Consider the following 17369-nt stretch of genomic DNA (forward strand, 5'->3'; position numbering starts at 1 on the left):
AGTCCCATACCCCTGTTAGCCACATATTTACCCGGCGACACCTCCACGGCGGAATCCGCAACGGGATGAGCTCGTAGCCTGCTGTTCGATGGTGCGCTTGACCTAGTCAGGGAGTGCGTGATGTCAACGGTAGAGATGCTGCTGCGACTGCTGGCCGGTGTCGGCCTCGGCGCGGCGATCGGATTCGAGCGGCAGTACCGGGCCCGAATGGCCGGGCTGCGCACCAATGCCCTCGTCGCCGCGGGCGCGACACTGTTCGTGCTGCTGTCCGCGCACGGCTTCCACGGCGGCGACGCCGACCCGACCCGGGTCGCCGCGCAGATCGTCTCCGGCATCGGCTTCCTCGGCGCCGGTGTGATCATCCGCGACGGTTTGAATGTGCGCGGGCTCAATACCGCTGCGACACTGTGGTGTTCGGCTGCCGTCGGCGCGCTGGCCGGTGCGGGCATGTTCACCACCGCCGCCGCGGGCGCGGTCGCGGTCATGGTGGTCAATGTGGCGCTGCGGGCGGCCGGACGTGCGGTGGACCGCCAACCCGATGCTGCCGCCGAACAACCCGCGTCCTATGTCTTCGTCGCGGTGACCAACGACGAGCAGGAGGCCCATGTGCGGGCGCTGCTCGTGCAGGCCTTGACCCGTACCGACTTCCGGCTGATCTCGGTGGCCAGCGCGAATACCGATATTCCCGGCCGGGTGGAGGTACGCGCCGAATTGTTCGGTGATCAGCGCGACGACCGGCAGATGGAATCGGCGGTGAGCAGGCTCAGCCTGGAACCGTCGGTCACCAGCGTCGGCTGGCATATCTCGGTCGACGACTCGGCGGACGGGGCGCGGGCATGACCGTACTGCGCGCCTACCCCTCCCGGGACGCCCTCGATCGGCCACGCAATCGCGCGGCCGATGTGGTGGTGTTCGTCGGTGCGGCGGTGTTGATCTGGGCAGTCGTGCAGATCTCGACGAGTGTCGCAGTACCGTTCGACGAAACGACTGCTGCCGCAACGGTATCCACCGATGCGCGCGAGCTGCCGTACTACGCGGCCCGATCGCTGCTGCGGATGTTCGCCGCGCTCGCGCTCTCCATCGCCTTCACCTTCGTCTACGCGACCGCGGCGGCGCGACTGCGGCGGACCCGCGCGGTATTGCTGCCCGCGCTCGACATCCTCCAGTCGGTGCCCATCCTCGGATTCCTGTCCATCACCGTCTCCGGATTCATCGCGCTGTTTCCGGGATCCGAGCTGGGCCTGGAAGCCGCGGCCATCTTCGCGATCTTCACCTCACAGGCGTGGAATATGACCTTCGCCTTCTACCACAGCCTGGCATCGCAACCTCGGGACCTGGATGAGGCGTCGCGGGATCTGAGATTGTCACGCTGGCAACGGTTCTGGCGCGTCGATGTGCCCAGCGGCATGATCCCGCTGGTCTGGAACGGCATGATGAGTTTCGGCGGCGGTTGGTTCTTCCTGGTCGCCGCCGAGGCGATCAGTGTGAACAATCGGCAGTACGCACTGCCGGGCATCGGCTCATATGTGGCGACCGCGACCGCGGACAGCCAACTCGAGAAGGTGTTCATCGCCATCGGCGTCATGATCGTCATGGTCGTCGGGGTGAACTTCTTGTTCTGGCGGCCGCTGGCGGCCTGGGCCGAGCGCTTCCGGGTCGAGGACTCCGAGGCGGCGGAGGCGCCGCGCAGTATCGTGCTCGATCTGCTGCGTCGCTCACATATTCCAGGCCTGCTCGGCCGTGTCTTCGGACCGCTTGTCGCACCGATGGATCGGGCGATGAGGGTCTTCGGGCTTGCCGAATATCCGCTGCACACTTCGGTCTCCCGACGCCGGGCCGGTGATGTGGTGTTCACTACGGTGGTGGTGGCCGCGATCGCCTACGGCGGCTACCGAGTGGTCGACTACATCGAATCCACCGCGGGTTTCGGCGAGGTGGGGCATGCGTTCGGCTTGGGGTTGCTCACCCTGTCGCGTGTCATTGTGCTGCTCGTCATCGCGACCGTGGTCTGGGTGCCGATCGGTGTCTGGATCGGCCTGAACCCCAAGGTGTCCCGGATCGCCCAGCCGATCGTGCAGGTGCTGGCCAGCTTCCCGGCGAACTTCCTGTTCCCGCTCTTCACAGCGGTTCTCGTGTGGAGCGGCGCGAGCCTGAACTGGGCGGGCACCATCCTGATGGCGCTCGGTGCGCAGTGGTACATCCTGTTCAATGTCATCGCGGGAGCCAGTGCGGTACCCAACGATCTGCGCGAGGCGGCCGCGAATCTGCGACTGCCACGGGCACTCTGGTGGCGCAAGCTGATCCTGCCCGCCATCTTCCCGAGCTATGTGACCGGCGGCATCACCGCGGCGGGCGGGGCATGGAACGCGTCCATCGTCGCCGAGGTGGTGCAGTACGGGTCGACCACGCTGGTCGCGGCCGGACTCGGTTCCTACATCAGACAGGCGACCGATGTCGGCGACTCGCCGCGCATTCTCATCGGTGTGCTGGTGATGAGCATTTACGTCGTCGGCATCAACCGGCTGTTCTGGCGGCGGCTGTATGCCCTTGCCGAACGGCGGTATTCGCTGTGACCACTCGCTCGCTCGCCTCGACAGGAGCTCGATCATGACCACCTCAACCGACAATGGCGAAGTGCTGCTGGACATCTCGGGTGTCAGCAAATCCTTTACCGGTGCCGCCGGTGACGAGCTACGCGTACTCGACGGCATCGATCTGCGGCTGCGTGACGGTGAGATCGTCGCACTGCTCGGCCGTTCCGGTTCGGGCAAGTCGACGCTGTTGCGCATCATCGCCGGACTGATCGCGCCGACCAGCGGGCACGTCCGGTACCGTGGCACCGAACTCAATGGCGCCAATCCCGGTGCCGCACTGGTCTTCCAATCCTTCGCACTGATGCCGTGGCTGACCGTGCAGGACAACGTGGAACTCGGGCTCGCCGCCCGCAATGTGGCTGCGGCCGAGCGCCGCCAGCTGGCGCTGGCCGCCATCGATATGATCGGTCTGGACGGCTTCGAAACCGCCTATCCCAAAGAACTTTCCGGCGGTATGCGTCAACGCGTCGGCTTCGCCAGGGCCCTGGTCCTCGAACCCGATCTGCTGCTGATGGACGAACCCTTCTCGGCCCTGGACGTGCTGACCGCCGAGAACCTGCGCACCGAACTGGTAAACCTCTGGGCCACAGACGGTTTCCCCACCCGATCGGTCTGCATCGTCACCCACAACATCGAAGAGGCGGTGCTGCTCGCCGACCGTGTCGTCGTGCTCGGCGCCAATCCGGGTCGCATCATCGCCGAAATCTCGGTGACCCAGCCGCGTCCACGCGATCGGCGCACCGCGGGATTCGAGACGTTGGTCGACGAGATCTACGGCCTGCTCACCGGTCGCGACACCGAACCCGCCGCGCCCGCACCGGATATCGCGACGCCGACCGCGCGCCCGTTGCCCGACGCCTCGGTCGGCGGTCTCGCCGGTCTGGTGGAACTCGTCTACGCCAATGGCGGCCGCGCGGACCTCCCCGATATCGCCGATGAACTCAACTTCGAAATCGATGACCTACTCCCCCTCGTCGACGCCGCCACCATGCTCGGCTTCAGCACGGTGGAGTCCGGTGACGTCCTGCTCACCGAGATCGGCAGCCGCTTCACCACCGCCGATATCCAGGAGAGCAAGCGGATCTTCGCCGATCAGGCCCGGCACCGCGCGCCGCTGGTGCGCACCATCTGCAAGGGGCTGGCGGGCAGTCGCGACGGCACCCTGCGCGCCGGATTCTTTCTCGACCTGCTGCGCCGCGGCTTCGGCCCCGACGACGCCCGCCGCCAACTGGATATCGCCATCGATTGGGGTCGCTACGCCGAGTTGTACGACTACGACACCGATTCCGATCGGATCACCGCCGACCCGGCCGCACGTATCTTCGCACCGCGATCGGCGTGATACGTCGAATAGACTGCGGCCCCACGTCTTTCACTGAACCAGGGTGAATACGAATTCGAACCCGCCGATACGCACCACCGTGCCATCGGTGAGCGCCACACTGTCGATGACACGCTCGCCGTCGACGTACACACCGTTGGACGACCACAGATCCTTGATCACGAAGCTCAACCCGTTGTCCACCAGCACGGCGTGCTGACGGCTGACCTTGCCGTGTTCGAGCACAATATCGTTATCGGGCAGCCGTCCGATCCGCGTCACCGATCCGGTGATCGGGTAGACGGCACCGTCCCGATCGCGCAACTCCGCGCGGGCACCCACCGACGACTGCTCGACAATGGTGGTCGCCCGGGTGATCGTCGCATCGGCCACCGCACGGGCGCTCACCGGCTCCTGACGCAGGATCCGCGCCTCCAACTCCTGGATCGCCGGCCCCGGATCGATGCCGAGTTCGGCGGCGAGGGTGGTCCGCAGCCGGCGCACCGCCGCGAGCGCGTCGGATTGCCGACCGTTCAGATACAGCGCGGTGATCATCCTCTCCCACAACGGTTCTCGCAGCGGATGTGATCCGACGATCAGGGCGAGTTCGGCGGCGACACCCTCGGCACGCCCGCGCGCGATATCGGCCGAGGCGCGCGCTTCGATGACGCCGATCCGTTCGTCGTCGAGCGCGGCGGCGTAGGCGTCGGCGAACCCGAGCCCACGCAGATCCGCCAGCACCGGCCCCCGCCATTGCCCCAGCGCGCTGGACAGCGATTCGCTGGCCGCTCTGAATCGCCCCGCCGCCAGATCCCGCAGACCCGACTCCTTACGTGCGCGGAACCGTTGCACATCGCAGGCCCCGTCGGCCACCGCGATCCGGTAGCCGGCGCCGACCTGGGCGAGTACGCCCCTGGCATCCAGTCCCGCATCGCGCAGCGGTTTGCGCAGATTCGAGGTGATGGCATGCAGGCTCACCCGCACATCCGAGGGCGGCGTCTGCTCCCACACCGCTTGGGCGAGCGTGTCCACCGAGACCGGATGATTGGCATTGATCACCAGATACGCCAGCACCGCACGCTGTTTCGGCCCGCCGACCGGCCGCATGACGCCATCGATCGACAACTGCACCGGCCCGAGCACACCGAATTGCGCCCGCATATCGGCCATCGCCGCACTCCTTACGACTGGGCCAGCCGATGGCCCCCAAGAACAGTAACGCCGATACGCCGCCGCTACCCACCGGATCGAGCCCGCCAATACTCCAGGTTGCTGCGGGTGAGCAGGGTGTGCGGGTGGTCGGGACCGAGTACTCGGATCTGATCGGCGAGCAGCGGCTCGTATTCGGTGATGGCCGCGCGGATATCGCCCGTTTCACCGTGACAGCCCGCCAGACAGTTGCGCGTGTGCAGGGTGTCCGGATGATCGGGGCCGAGAATGCGCAACTGGTCGGTCAGCAGGGTCGCGTATTCGGTAATGGCCCTCGCCGTTTCGCCGCTTTCCCGCCGCCACCGCGCCATGCTGATGCGGGTGCGCAGGGTCTGGGCGTCATCCGGGCCGAGGATGCGGATCTGGTCGACCAGCAGCAATTCGAATTCGGTGAAGGCGCGGGCCAGTTCACCCGCCATCGCACGGGAACGCGCGAGATGCAGTCGGGTGCGCAGGGTTTGCGGATCGACCGGGCCGAGGATGCGCTGCTGATCGGCGATCAGCTGTTCGAATTCGATCACCGCGCGGCGCAGGCTGCCGCGTTCACTACGCCAGTAGGCCAGGCTGTTGCGGGCGCGCAGCGTCCAGGGGTGGTCGGTGCCGAGGATGCGGGTGTGATCGATGACGAGTCGCTCGAATTCGGCGACGGCCCGCTCCAGCTGGCCGATATGTCCGCGCCAGTCCGCGATGTCGTAGCGGGTGGTGACGGTATCGAGGTCATCCGCGCCGAGTACGCGGGTCTGGTCACGGGCCAGTTCCTCCAGGTCGGCGACGGCGGCGGCGACATCGCCGCTGCGGCCACGGCAGTTCGCGAGGTGGTTGCGAACCAGCAGTGTGACGCGATGGTCGGGCCCCATGGCGGCGGTGAAGCTCGGCAGCCAGGCCACCCATAGATCCCGATTGTCCACCACGCGTGTGGTTTCCAATGATTCGAGGTAGCCGAAAGCGGCGGCCGCATCGCCGTAAGCCAGGTAGTGGCGGACCGCCGCGCCGCGGGCATACGCGGACACACGATCGGTGGTACCCGCTTCGATGGCCGCGATCACCGCCCGGTGCGCGTCGTCGCTGTGCACACCGAGCCGGTCACATTCGTCGGCCAGTCCCGCGATCAAGGCGGCGTGGGTAATGCCGAGCGATTCGTCGGCCGTGCCCGGCCGACTCCGGATGACCAGCACACCCAAACCCACTGTGAGATCACGGATTCCGGCGATATTTGCATCGGCCCCGAGCTCTCGCATGGCCGCGACCAGCAGCTCCAGCGGCAGCACCGGCCCGACGCCCGCCGCGACGAGGACGCCGAGCAGCGCGCCGATCGCCCAGGCATCAGTGGTATTCGGCGCGATATCCCGTCCGTCGCCCCCGGCGGAACGCAGGGCCGCCCCGACCCGTAGCGCGACCAGACCGTCGACACCGATATCCTCCGCGACCACCCGATCGGTGACCTCCGTGGCGACTTCCGCCAACAACCCGGCCAGCAACCAGCCCGCCGCGGCAGCCGGGGAATCGGTACGCGCCGTGGGTGTTTCGGCCAGCCGCGCATCGATCCAGCCGACCCACTCCTGCTCGTCGACGGCGGCGCGCTCATATCCGGCCGATTCCACAATGGCGGCGATATCCTCGGCGACCGGCTCGGCCACCACGATCCGGTGCATATGCGCAAGCGCCGGATCGTCTTCGAAGCCGAGGCCCTCCCGGATCCCGACGATCACCCGGACGTGCGCGAGCTCCGGTCGGCGGGTCAGTTCGGCTACGGCGGCGACCAGCAGCCGCCGCGTACCCTCCTCCGGTTCGTTCAATCCGTCCACGACGATCGTGACCCGGCGCCCCCAGCCGCCCAAGTCCGCCAACGGTTGCCGCACCTCGATATCGAAGACATCGAGCTCGGCGGCACTGTGTTCGGCCAGACCCCGCGCGGCCGCGGCCACCGCGCGGAAACCGGGCAGGCGGGCGCTCAGCTGTGCGGACAGTTCCGCGGCGACCGCCTCGATGGAACTGCTGACGGTCAAGAACACCGCCGCCGTAATATATTCGGGCGCGACCGGCAGCGTGTCGACCAGACTCGGCCGAATGAGCATCGCCAGCAGCGTCGATTTACCGACACCGGGCGGTCCGATCACACCGCGCAGCCGGTAGCTGCCGGACCCGACGATATCGTCGAGCGTCTCGCGCACCGCCGGGGTCAGCAACAGTCTGCGGGTGAGGTGATCGACGAAACCCGCTGCCGGGCGGCCGGTTACGGCATCGCGGCGGCGTGCGATATTCGGTACCAGCCACAGGCCGGGATCACCGCCCTCGGCGGGGGATACGGTGCCCGAGGTGAACGACAGATGTTCTGGCTGCTGTCGCGTGCAGGCGGCGGCGATCGGATCGACCAGATCCGACGGCAGCAGATTCTCCCCGCGCGCGGGAAGTCCGGCCTCGAAGGTGGACAACAGGGTTCGGGTGAAGCATCCGGCATACGCGGGTCCGTCACCGGCGGCGACCAGCAACTCCATCCGGCCCGCCGCCCGCGACAACAAATCCGTCCAGCGGCGGGCGGCGCCGAGCACACCCTGCTCGGTCTCACATGCGTCGACCAACACCACCAGCCCATCCAGCACCGATCGGTTCAATCGCTCCCGAATCTCCTGTGTCAGATGGAATGCCGTATGCGAGGTCGGCACCGCGGGTGAATCATGGCCGAGCAGAAAGAAGTCCTCCGCGCTGGTCGCGGTGCCATGTCCGACGAAGCCGATCAATAACGTCGCCTGCTCCCGCGCTGCCGCCTCGAATGCCTCGTCCACCGCCGTAACCAGCTGTGCCACTGTCGGGTTCAGCACCGGACCCGACGCCGCCGTCGCCGCCCGCCATCCGCCGGACTCGGTCAATCTCCCGTACAGTCCCGTCGCCAACTCGCCGGTGAATCCGAGTTCCCCCAGCGCCTCGCATTCGGACCCGACAACAAGGGCAAGCCTTCCTCCCATACCAGCACCACCATCTCCCACCATCGACTCCCCGACCACCCTCGACACCCCGACAGGGTCGGCGGCGCGTGGTAGGAAAGTACCCGAACACCACAGTGTGGCGAGCGACAACGGGGGCGCGAAGATGGCAGCGATCGTGTTGGTGCACGGGATCGCACAGGAGCAGTACGGTGCGGATCTTCTGGAGGCGCAGTGGCTTCCGGCACTGGCCGCGGGGGTCCGCACGGCCGGATATGGCGAACTGGCGGATCAGCTGTGGCGCGGGCAGCGGCCGGGCCCGCTCGATGTTCGAATGGCGTTCTACGGCAATGCTTTTCTCGATCCCGGTGCGCAGGGTGGTGGCGGGCCCGTCGGCGATGAGGACGCCGAACTCACCGAGCGGGTCGCCGAGGCCTGGTTGGCAACCGCGGCCGGGCAGGCGGCCGATCAGCGCGATCGGCTCGAAGCGCAGCGCTACCTGGACAATTCGGCGCTCGGCGCCGAGGGCGCACAGGGCATCGGCCGAAAGGCCAGACCCGCGGCGAATGCGCTGACCAAGCTGAAGTGGTTCGCGCCCTTCGGTTTCGGCATGGCGGGCAAATTCGTCAATCGGTCGCTGGCTCAGGTCAGCCGGTATCTCGGCGAGGAGACCGTCCGCGAGTACGCGCAACAGCAGGTACTCGATCTGATCGGTCCGCAGACCAGACTCGTCATCGGGCATTCGCTCGGCTCGGTGGTCGCCTACGAGGCGTTACATCGGACCGGGCAGCCGGTCACGCTGATCACCCTCGGTTCACCACTGGCGCTGCAGTCCATCATCTATCCGCTGCTGCGACCGCAGCCGCCCACCGTCCCCGTCGCACTCACCCGCTGGGAGAATTTGGCCGATCGCGACGATATCGTCGCGGCGCATCTGGATCTCGCACCGTATTTTCCACCCGCTCCCGGACGGGACGTAGCGCCGACAACACATCCCGAACTCGACAATGGCTCGAGTCCGCACGATGCGGCGCACTATCTCACCAAGAAATCGGTCGGGCGCATCATCGCCGAGTCCCTCTCGTAACCGGAGCAATCCCCCATCGCGCGTACGCTGACAACTCTGGCGCCGAGTGCGAGGAGTTCATCGCGATGACCGACCCCGTGCAAGGTTTGACGGGTAGGCTGACCTCGCCGATCCGGGGTGCCGGAATGCTCGGCGAGGTATTGGTTGCGATTCGCGGGGGCACGGAGATATACATCGCACGGGCGGCCGAGCCGATCTCGGCCGGGGAGACTGTCTTGATCATCGCGGTACATCCGGGCCGCATCGTCGACGTGGTGCCCTGGATTCCGTTGGAGCGCGCGCGGTCCGACGAAATGTGACATCGCGACCACGATCTACGAAGTATGAAACTGCTAGGGAGACACTGTGCTGGGTTATCACGTTCCCGATCCTGACGAGGCAATGCTGGTCAGCGGCGGCAAGAGCAAGGACAACGCGCCATTCGGCGTCGTCATCGGGCGCGGCAAATGGGTGATGCCGTTCTTCCGCAAGGTGAGCTATCTGTCGCTGGCGATGTTCGAGGCCGAGATCAAGGAGCGGTGCGTCACCAAACAGGCCATCCAGCTCGAGGTGCGCGCGGTGATCGCGTTCAAGGTCGCCAACGACACCCAGTCGATTGTCAATGCGGCACAACGCTTCCTGTCCGAACAGGAACGGGAGATGTCGGTGCTGACCGGACGTATCTTCTCCGGACATCTGCGCTCGATCGTCGGCTCGATGACGGTCGAGGAGATCATCCGCGAACGTCAACGGCTGGCCGACGAAGTGCTGGTCGCCTCCAAGGTGGAGATGAGCAATATCGGCCTGTGGGTCGATTCGTTCCAAATCCAGTCCATCGATGACGGCAATCTCGGCTACATCACCGCGCTGGCCGCACCGCACAACGCGGCGGTGCAGCGCGATGCGCAGATCGCGCAATCTCAGGCCGCGCAGCACGCCGCTGAGGCCGAACAGGAATCGCTGCGCCGACGAGCCGAATATCAGCGCGAAACCGCCATTCTCCAGGCGCAGTATCAGCAGGATATCGACAAGGCCAATGCCGAAGCAGCCCAGGCCGGACCGCTCGCCGAGGCCAAGGCGCTGCAGGAAGTGCTCACCGCGCAGGCCGAACAGGCGCGTAAGGAAGCCGAACTGCGCGAGCAGCAGTTGCAGGCCGAAGTCGTGAAACCCGCGCTGGCCGAAGCGGAACGGGTGCGCATCCTGGCCGAGGCCGAGGCCGACCGGACCCGAATCCAGGCCGAGGCGGCGGCCTCCAACAACCGGATCGCCTTGGACCAGTTGCTGATCGAGCAGCTGCCCGAAATCGTCAAGCAGGCATCCAACGGGCTGGCAAACGCCAACTTGACGGTGCTGAACGGGCCGGACGGTGTCGGCGAATTGGTCAACGGAATGGTTGGTCAGGGCCTCACTGTATTCAACTCGTTACAAAAGGCGCTTTCATCCAACGACGGGGATAATGCGGGCTAAAGTGGCCGGGTAGAGACGGCGCGAGGAGCGGGTGTTGGTGTCCATCGGGAAATTGGTGTCGTTCGACAGTTCGCGGGGATTCGGGTTCATTCGGCCCGACGATGGTGGCCCGGATGTGTTCGTTCATGTGAACGACATCGGACTGGACGAGGACGAGCTGCGCCAGGGCCGGGTATTCGAATTCGATGTGACCGAGGGTGATCGCGGGCCGAAGGCGGTCAACCTCGCCGTGGTCGGCGGCCAGCCGATCCCACCCGTGGCGCGGCACAAAAAAGATAAATCCGGATCCAGCCAGCTCACCGCCACCGAACACAAACGCCTGATCACCGAGCTACTGCTGGACGCAAGCCCCGCCCTCACCGCCGGTGAGATCCTCACCATCCGTGACCGCCTCACCGCTTTCGCCGATCAACACGGTTGGCTCGACTGAACTCCGCTCGATCCCGGGGCGACGATTCCGACCGAGGCGAGATCACGCGCTTCTTGGCTGTCAGGATCGAACTCCTGCGCCGCGGTGAACACGACCCGCGCACCCTCGGGGGTGGTCACCTCGACGTCGCGAGTACGCCACGGCGTATCCCGCGGCCCGGTCACGCTGCCCGGCACGAGATCCGAACACGCCTCGACGAGGTGATCAACCTCGCTCAGCACGCACAAGAAACTCACGCTCATGACCGGCACTTCGGGCGCCTCGGCACGGGCCGCGGCAGGAACGAGCAGGACATCCTGGAACGCCCACCGGCGCAGGTGGACCACCTGCCCCGGGACGCTGAACAGTTCGATAAAGCCGAACCCCCGCACCCAGAAATCCGTCGACGCCGCCAAGTCCGACGTCGGAACCGTCACGAACACCGGCATCGCGTAGATGCCGCGGAACAACTCTGGCGCAACCGCCTTCGGTCCACGCTCGGATACGGGACCCATCTCGAATGCGTTAAAGAAATCACTCATGCGGTCTACCGTCCCCCCTCACGCAACGTGGGGGTCAAGCCCAATCCGTGAACCCGACGACATCAAACAATGTCGCCATCGTCGACCGACACTGTCGTCTGCAACGCCGACCTCGTCTAGACGCGGCAATTATCAGACACGCTCCAGTAGTCATGAGCGTCTTCAGCTTGGTGTTTCGCGTGTTTCGTTCGCTTCAGCGCACATGTCGGCCGTCCCCGGCCTAAAAGGCCGGGGATTTGGCGCGGTTGCTGCTGCCTTTCTGTTTCCGCGACAGCACCCGCTGCGCTTTCCTCGGTTTCCGTCCCGCCCGCCGCAGAAACCCTGGGTTGTCCACCGTTGTCCCGTCGGACAGGACAGCGAAGACGCTCCGGTAGCCCGGCTGTTGAAGCCGACGAAGATTCAGGCGGTCATCGCGCCAGCGGGCGTGCCCAGCCATTGGTCGAGGGCAGAGGTCAGGGTGTCGGGGTCGGCAGGGGCGTCGGTGGGGTCGACCCAGGCGACGTAGCCGTCGGGCCGGACGAATACCGCGTCACACGCGGGGACCTCACCGAACACGGGTAGCGTCCAGCCGCTCGCCGAATGCGCGGGGCCGGGCCGGGCCTCGAGGTAGTCCACGCGATCAGCCCACGTGGCGGGTGTGCCGGTCAATCCGTCGGCGCCGAGGTTGATCAGCAGCGGCCGTGCGGGGCGCAGCAGGTCGAACACCTCGGTGGTGCCCTGATCGGTGGACAGAGTCAGGTTGGGCATGCGCCGCCCGACGAGCGGGTGGGTGCCGCCGAGCGGGTAGCGCAGGTCCAATCCGCTGAGGATCCCGCTGAGCCACCGGCAGGTCTCGGGCACCGCCAGCATGTCGGCCACCACCGCACGCAGTGCGTCATTCTGCGCGCCGGGTTTGATCAGCGCCGTTTGCGCCTTGGTCAGTTGCAACACGGTGGCCGCGACCGGATGCCGCTCCTGGTTATAGGTGTCCAGCAGTGCGTCGCGTGCGCCGCCGTTGAGCACAGCGGCCAGTTTCCAGCCCAGGTTCACTGCGTCCTGGATCCCGAGGTTCAGGCCCTGTCCACCGACCGGCGAATGGGTGTGTCCGGCATCCCCGGCCAGGAAGACCCGTCCGTGCCGGTAGCCGGTGACCTGACGGAATCCGTCGGAGAATCGCGACATCCACCGTGCTTCACGCAGGCCGTAATCAGTGCCCAGGCCATCGCGCATGACCTCGCGTAGCTCATCGAGGGTGACCGGCGCGGTGCGGTCGGCCGGTGGGGTGGCCCGCATCAGGCTCAGGCGGAACCATCCCGGTTCGGCCCGCGAAATCTGGTAGGTGCCGATGCGTTCGTTGCGTCCGAAGACTCCGTTGCCGTCGGGCGGCGAATCGAACTGCACGTCACCGACCACCCACCAGGACACCGGTTCATCGCCTGGGAACGGGACCTGACAGATCCGGCGCACCGCACTGTGGCCGCCGTCGGCACCGACGAGGTAGTCCGCGTGGATCGTGCTCGGCCCGGACGGCCCTTCCACGAGCACCTCGACTCCATGATCGTCCTGGCGCAGGTTCACCACGGTGGTGGACCATTCGAATCGAGCGCCGAGTTCCACGGCGTGGGCAGTGAGGATCCGTTCGGTCTGATGTTGCGGAAGGATCATCGCCGAGGGCCAGTCGGGGTCGAGATCCTGTGGGGCCATGGGAATTCCGGAGAACAGTACGCCTGGCAGGATCTTGCCGCGGCCGAGGAACTCCTCGGCCAGCCCACGCTGGGTGAGTATCTCGACGCTGCGAGCGTTGATGCCGGGTGCGCGCGACTCGCCGACGGTTCCGGACGCGCGCTGCTCCACCACGACCACGTCCACGCCCCCCAGGCGCAGCTCAGCGGCCAGCATGAGGCCTGTCGGACCAGCGCCGGCGATGACCACTTGGGCTTTGGATGCTGAAGATCTAGAGTTCATAGGACCCTATGTAACATTAGATAGGCTCCTATGTAAAGGCAGTTATGACCCCACTCACCACACCTAGCCTCGCTCAGCTGATCAACCGCGCCTCCCGCGCACTCGCACGCGATGCGGACAACGCGCTCAAACCCCTCGGCCTGCGTTATGCGCAAGTGCCGGTGCTCGCGTTGCTGCATGAGGGCCCGGAGCTGACCCAGAAAGAACTCGCCGAAGCCACCGGTATCGAACAGCCCTCCATGGCGCAGTTACTCACCCGCATGGATCGTGACGGGCTCATCCACCGCAAGCCCAACCCGCGCGACGCACGAAGCCAGACGATCGCGCTGGCCCCCGGAACCGACGCTCAGCTCAAAGAGGCACATGAACATCTGACCGCCCTCGACAATCGGGCTGTCGCGGGATTCACCACCGAGGAGATCGACACCTTGAAGCACCTGCTGATCCGGCTCGGCGACAATCTCGACCGGAGAAGCGACACCGTCACGGATCCGGCTCGGTAGGTTTGGCTCATCACCGGCTCTGCCACCAGTTCCTCGAGTCCCTCGCGGCCGTTGACGTAGTTGTAGATCGTCATCGCCCCGGTGCACGCGCGATCGTCGCACTGATCGACGGATTCATCCTGCAGCGATTCGCCTGGCCCCGTGGGGAACTCGACCGGGAGCCGCTGCGGGCGGTACTGCTCGCGAGCGGCCTGGTCAGCCTCGGCGGCGTGGGTCCCCGCGTTCGGCTAGTAGCCGCGGTGGACACACAGCAGCTGGTCTTGGGTGCCGTTCTTGTCGCGGTAGGCGATGAGTGCTGGGCCCTGGGCGCTGGAGTGAGCGCCGAAGCGGGTGTCGTCGCTCCAGCTGCTGCCGTTGAATCGGGTCCACCACAGTTGCTTGTCGTCGGTGGCGCCGCGGTGTGCGCAGTACAGGTGGTTGTCGTAGACGGCCAGGGCTGGGCCTTCGGTGCTCTTGTGGGCGCGCAGCTTGCTGTCGCCGTGCCACCTGCCGCCGCTGAAGCTGTTCAGGTACAGATCCGACGAGTTGTAGGCCGTATACATGGCGTACAGGGTGTTCTTGTAGACCGCGAGGGCGGGGTTGGAGTTGGTCTTGCCGGGTATGGTCCCTTCGCCGCCCCAGCTATTGCCATTGCCGGTAAGGGTTCGCCAGTACAGCTGATTGTTGTTGTAGCCCTTGTAGGCGCAGAACAGTTTGCCGTCGTAGACGGCCAGGCCCGGACCGTGACTGGTCCTGCCGCCGATCTGGACATCATCGCTCCACCCGGTGCCGTCGAAGGTGGTCCACCACAGTTCGGTTTGGCTGCCACCACCCCGGTGCACGCAATGCAGCTTTCCGTTGTAGGCGGCGAGGGCGGGGCCGGCCCCACTGGTATGGGCGAGGAACTCTGTGTCGTCCGACCAGCCGGTATCGGGGTCGTAGGCGGTCCACCAGAGCTTTTCGTTGTTGTCGCCGCGGTGCACGCAGTACAACTTTCCGTTCAACGCGGCCAGGGCGGGGTTGGATTTGGATTTGTGGGCGGCGAACTTCTCGTCCTGGTTCCAACCTTGCGCAGTCTCGTAGACCGTCCACCACAAACTGGTGTCATCCCTGGGTGCCAGGGAGATCGGGATGAGCATGCCCGGAGCGATCCATGGGGAGACCAGCCGACATCCGTAGGTTTCGCCCACCGCCTTGATCCAGTTGGCCTTGAGCTTGCAGGATGCATCGATCAACATCGCGAACGGTTTCAGCTTCGGCACCTCCTGCAAGGCCCTACCGATGTATTCGGTGAGATAGGCAGCCGCAAGGGCCCCTTCCTTGTTGAGAACCATCTCGAACCCCCACCACTTCGTGTTGAAGTGGACTTCGATCCCCTTGGCGGCCATCTCACGCTGTGCGTCTCGGATCCGTTCCTGGCTCGCCCGCGCAAGCTCGGCGATCTGCTCATCCTCCAGACGCCGCGCCGCCGCGAGCCGCTCGGCCGCGATCTGCTGCGCCTCCGTCTCGCTCACCGTGTACCCCGGCTCCACCTCCTCCCGTGGAACGCCCTGCTCGATCAACTCCGCGATACCGGCGTCGCCCTTGCCGTCGGTCTGCTGGGTAGCCTCTGTGGTGGGATATGTTTCGGACATGGCTCGATTCCGTTCTGTCGGTGGTCGACCAGTGGAACTTTGCGCGAAGAACGGCACCTGGTGTCGCCGGTGCCTTGCCCCCTGAACAAGAGAATATCCGCTTCGACGCCGTCCAGTCCGAAGGTTGGCGAGGTTGCCGACGACTTCGGTGAAGTCGACCGCGGTGTAATCGATGACCTCGTCGGCGCCGAGCTCCCGCTTGCTCGCGCTGGCAGTTGTGATCACGTGCGCGCCAAGCGACGTCTGGCAGGCCGACTCCCGCGTCGAGCATGGTGGTCACGAACGTGTGCCGCAGCATCCGCGGCAACCGCATCCCGGTGCTCGGCTGTACAACACGCTCAACGATCGCCTGCGCGAGCGGCACGGGATCGTCACCTCGCAGTTCGAATTCCTGCGCTTCCTGCGTGATCGCCCCGGGGGCCCGGGTGGCGGACCTCGCGAGCGAGTTTGCCGCGGGCGTGGGGGCGATCAGCAAAGGTGTCGACCGCTTGGAGAAACAGGGATGGGTTGTGCGGCAACCGAATCCGTTGGATCGCCGGTCGTCGCTGCTGGCCCTGACCGATGACGGTGTGCGTCTGGTCGAGGCAGCGGAGAAAACCTTCGCCCAGCGACTGATCGAGTTGCTCGGCACCACCCTCGCAGGTTCTTCGTTATCGGTTGTCGCGCAGACTCTTTCGCAGCTGCGCGGCGTGCTCGAGCGCGACCAGGTCGGCGTGCCCGCAGGCTGATCGGCATAGTCACGGACCTGTATCTCGACAGCCGGTTCCTTCCGGGTTGCGCGAGTGGGCAGGCCGCACGCCGCGACCAGTACCTGTTCCCGAATCGGTCACGCGCGACAGCTCCGTGGCCTGAAGGGGATGTCTTCCGGGAGCACGAGTGCACGGGCGAATCTCGTTGGAACAGAACGTATGTGGTAGCGGCTACTGCGAGGATGATCGAATGAGTGCTGAGACCGCCTACCACGGTGAGATGGGCAAGCAGTTCGCCGCCTCGGCAACGGACAACGCCTATAACGCCCATACCGATCGGCCGGCCATGCTCAGGCTTGCCGGTGACGTCAGCGGACTACGGGTTTTGGATCTTGGATGCGGGGCAGGCCACTATGGCGCCGAACTGCTGAAACTGGGGGCCACGCAGGTCATCGGCGTCGACGGAAGCGAGACCCTGCTGCACGCCGCACAGGAGCGACTCGGAGACGGTGCCATCTTGCACCACCACGACCTGGAGAAGCCGCTGGCCTTCGTGGAAGACCAGTCATTCGACCTGGCCGTGATGGCCCTCGTCTACCACCACATAGACGCGCGCGGACAGCTGCTCGCCGAGATTCGACGCGTTCTGCGACCAGGCGGCAGCCTGCTCGTCTCCACGACCCACCCCACCAGTGACTGGATCTACTTCGGCGGCTCCTACTTCGCCGATGACCGCGTTGAGCTTCCCCTCGGTAATGGTTTCATCAGCTACAGGCGGATGACGCTGGAAACGTTCCTCGGCGAGCTTCTCGGCGCCGGGTTCGTGCTCCAAGCGCTGGTGGAGCCGCGGGCCACCGAGGAAGCTCAGCTGGTTGATCCACATCGATACGACAAGACGCACAAACAGCCGCTCTTCCTGACCGTCAAACTCCATCGCCCATGACGAAGTAACTCTCCGAACTGTCCCTGCTGGTGCTCGCCCGAACGGGTCCACCACCCGGCCGCTCGCAGAAGCCAAGTCGAGCCCGTCAGCTGATCACCGCCACCTGCGCCGCTCGCTGCACGGCCGACCCAACCGTTCGCGGAGTCGG

The 17369-nt window shown here is 65.8% G+C and carries 15 protein-coding genes; 10 read left to right on the forward strand and 5 right to left on the reverse strand.

The features are described from left to right. The first annotated feature begins 120 nt into the window (after positions 1-120). The 3 genes from ACQP1G_RS27175 to ACQP1G_RS27185 are packed head-to-tail and all read left to right on the forward strand — an operon-like array spanning position 121 to position 3936. Positions 121-840 (forward strand): MgtC/SapB family protein, encoded by a 720-nt coding sequence (locus ACQP1G_RS27175; protein WP_433192390.1) that lies wholly within the window; start codon positions 121-123, stop codon positions 838-840. Continuing rightward, complete coding sequence (locus ACQP1G_RS27180) at positions 837-2573, forward strand: ABC transporter permease (RefSeq protein WP_433192391.1); 1737 nt, start codon at positions 837-839, stop codon at positions 2571-2573. The genes ACQP1G_RS27175 and ACQP1G_RS27180 overlap by 4 nt, the downstream gene beginning before the upstream one ends. A 34-nt stretch (positions 2574-2607) precedes the next feature. After that, on the forward strand, positions 2608-3936 hold the full coding sequence (locus ACQP1G_RS27185; protein ID WP_433192392.1) for an ABC transporter ATP-binding protein: 1329 nt from the start codon (positions 2608-2610) through the stop codon (positions 3934-3936). A gap of 30 nt (positions 3937-3966) precedes the next feature. On the opposite strand, the gene ACQP1G_RS27190 is transcribed toward ACQP1G_RS27185, so the two are convergent. Both ACQP1G_RS27190 and ACQP1G_RS27195 read right to left on the reverse strand, forming a co-directional pair. Beyond that, complete coding sequence (locus ACQP1G_RS27190) at positions 3967-5085, reverse strand: BTAD domain-containing putative transcriptional regulator (protein ID WP_433192393.1); 1119 nt, start codon at positions 5083-5085, stop codon at positions 3967-3969. A 65-nt stretch (positions 5086-5150) separates the two neighbouring features. Further along, positions 5151-8087, reverse strand: a complete 2937-nt coding sequence (locus ACQP1G_RS27195) for a tetratricopeptide repeat protein (RefSeq protein ID WP_433192394.1) — start codon at positions 8085-8087, stop codon at positions 5151-5153. Positions 8088-8211: 124 nt separating this feature from the next. Between ACQP1G_RS27195 and ACQP1G_RS27200 the strand changes: the two genes are divergently transcribed. From ACQP1G_RS27200 to ACQP1G_RS27215, 4 genes are all read left to right on the forward strand, one after another. Continuing rightward, positions 8212-9132 carry a hypothetical protein gene (locus tag ACQP1G_RS27200; RefSeq protein ID WP_433192395.1) on the forward strand — a complete coding sequence of 307 codons (921 nt, stop codon included), beginning with the start codon at positions 8212-8214 and terminating at the stop codon, positions 9130-9132. A 65-nt stretch (positions 9133-9197) separates the two neighbouring features. Continuing rightward, positions 9198-9431: a hypothetical protein gene (locus tag ACQP1G_RS27205; RefSeq protein ID WP_433192396.1), complete on the forward strand. Its 234-nt coding sequence runs from the start codon at positions 9198-9200 to the stop codon at positions 9429-9431. A gap of 46 nt (positions 9432-9477) precedes the next feature. Further along, entirely contained in the window at positions 9478-10578 is a 1101-nt protein-coding gene (locus ACQP1G_RS27210; RefSeq protein WP_433192397.1) for an SPFH domain-containing protein, read from the forward strand. Between the two features lie 31 nt (positions 10579-10609). Beyond that, on the forward strand, positions 10610-11008 hold the full coding sequence (locus ACQP1G_RS27215; protein ID WP_433192398.1) for a cold-shock protein: 399 nt from the start codon (positions 10610-10612) through the stop codon (positions 11006-11008). On the opposite strand, the gene ACQP1G_RS27220 is transcribed toward ACQP1G_RS27215, so the two are convergent. Together ACQP1G_RS27220 and ACQP1G_RS27225 are read right to left on the reverse strand one after the other, a co-directional pair. Continuing rightward, complete coding sequence (locus ACQP1G_RS27220; protein WP_433192399.1) at positions 10987-11529, reverse strand: VOC family protein; 543 nt, start codon at positions 11527-11529, stop codon at positions 10987-10989. The genes ACQP1G_RS27215 and ACQP1G_RS27220 overlap by 22 nt on opposite strands. A gap of 399 nt (positions 11530-11928) precedes the next feature. Further along, on the reverse strand, positions 11929-13473 hold the full coding sequence (locus tag ACQP1G_RS27225) for an FAD-dependent monooxygenase (protein WP_433192400.1): 1545 nt from the start codon (positions 13471-13473) through the stop codon (positions 11929-11931). Positions 13474-13517: 44 nt separating this feature from the next. Here ACQP1G_RS27225 and ACQP1G_RS27230 point away from each other — a divergent pair, with 44 nt between their 5' ends. Beyond that, positions 13518-13976 carry a MarR family winged helix-turn-helix transcriptional regulator gene (locus tag ACQP1G_RS27230; protein WP_433192401.1) on the forward strand — a complete coding sequence of 153 codons (459 nt, stop codon included), beginning with the start codon at positions 13518-13520 and terminating at the stop codon, positions 13974-13976. Positions 13977-14203: 227 nt separating this feature from the next. On the opposite strand, the gene ACQP1G_RS27235 is transcribed toward ACQP1G_RS27230, so the two are convergent. After that, on the reverse strand, positions 14204-15589 hold the full coding sequence (locus tag ACQP1G_RS27235; RefSeq protein WP_433192402.1) for a hypothetical protein: 1386 nt from the start codon (positions 15587-15589) through the stop codon (positions 14204-14206). A 404-nt stretch (positions 15590-15993) separates the two neighbouring features. Here ACQP1G_RS27235 and ACQP1G_RS27240 point away from each other — a divergent pair, with 404 nt between their 5' ends. Next, entirely contained in the window at positions 15994-16317 is a 324-nt protein-coding gene (locus tag ACQP1G_RS27240) for a MarR family winged helix-turn-helix transcriptional regulator (RefSeq protein WP_433192403.1), read from the forward strand. A gap of 211 nt (positions 16318-16528) precedes the next feature. Further along, positions 16529-17221: a class I SAM-dependent methyltransferase gene (locus ACQP1G_RS27245; RefSeq protein WP_433192404.1), complete on the forward strand. Its 693-nt coding sequence runs from the start codon at positions 16529-16531 to the stop codon at positions 17219-17221. The last annotated feature ends 148 nt before the right edge of the window (positions 17222-17369 follow it).

Origin of the sequence: Nocardia sp. CA-107356, from assembly GCF_050946365.1 — a bacterium.
Lineage (GTDB): Bacteria > Actinomycetota > Actinomycetes > Mycobacteriales > Mycobacteriaceae > Nocardia.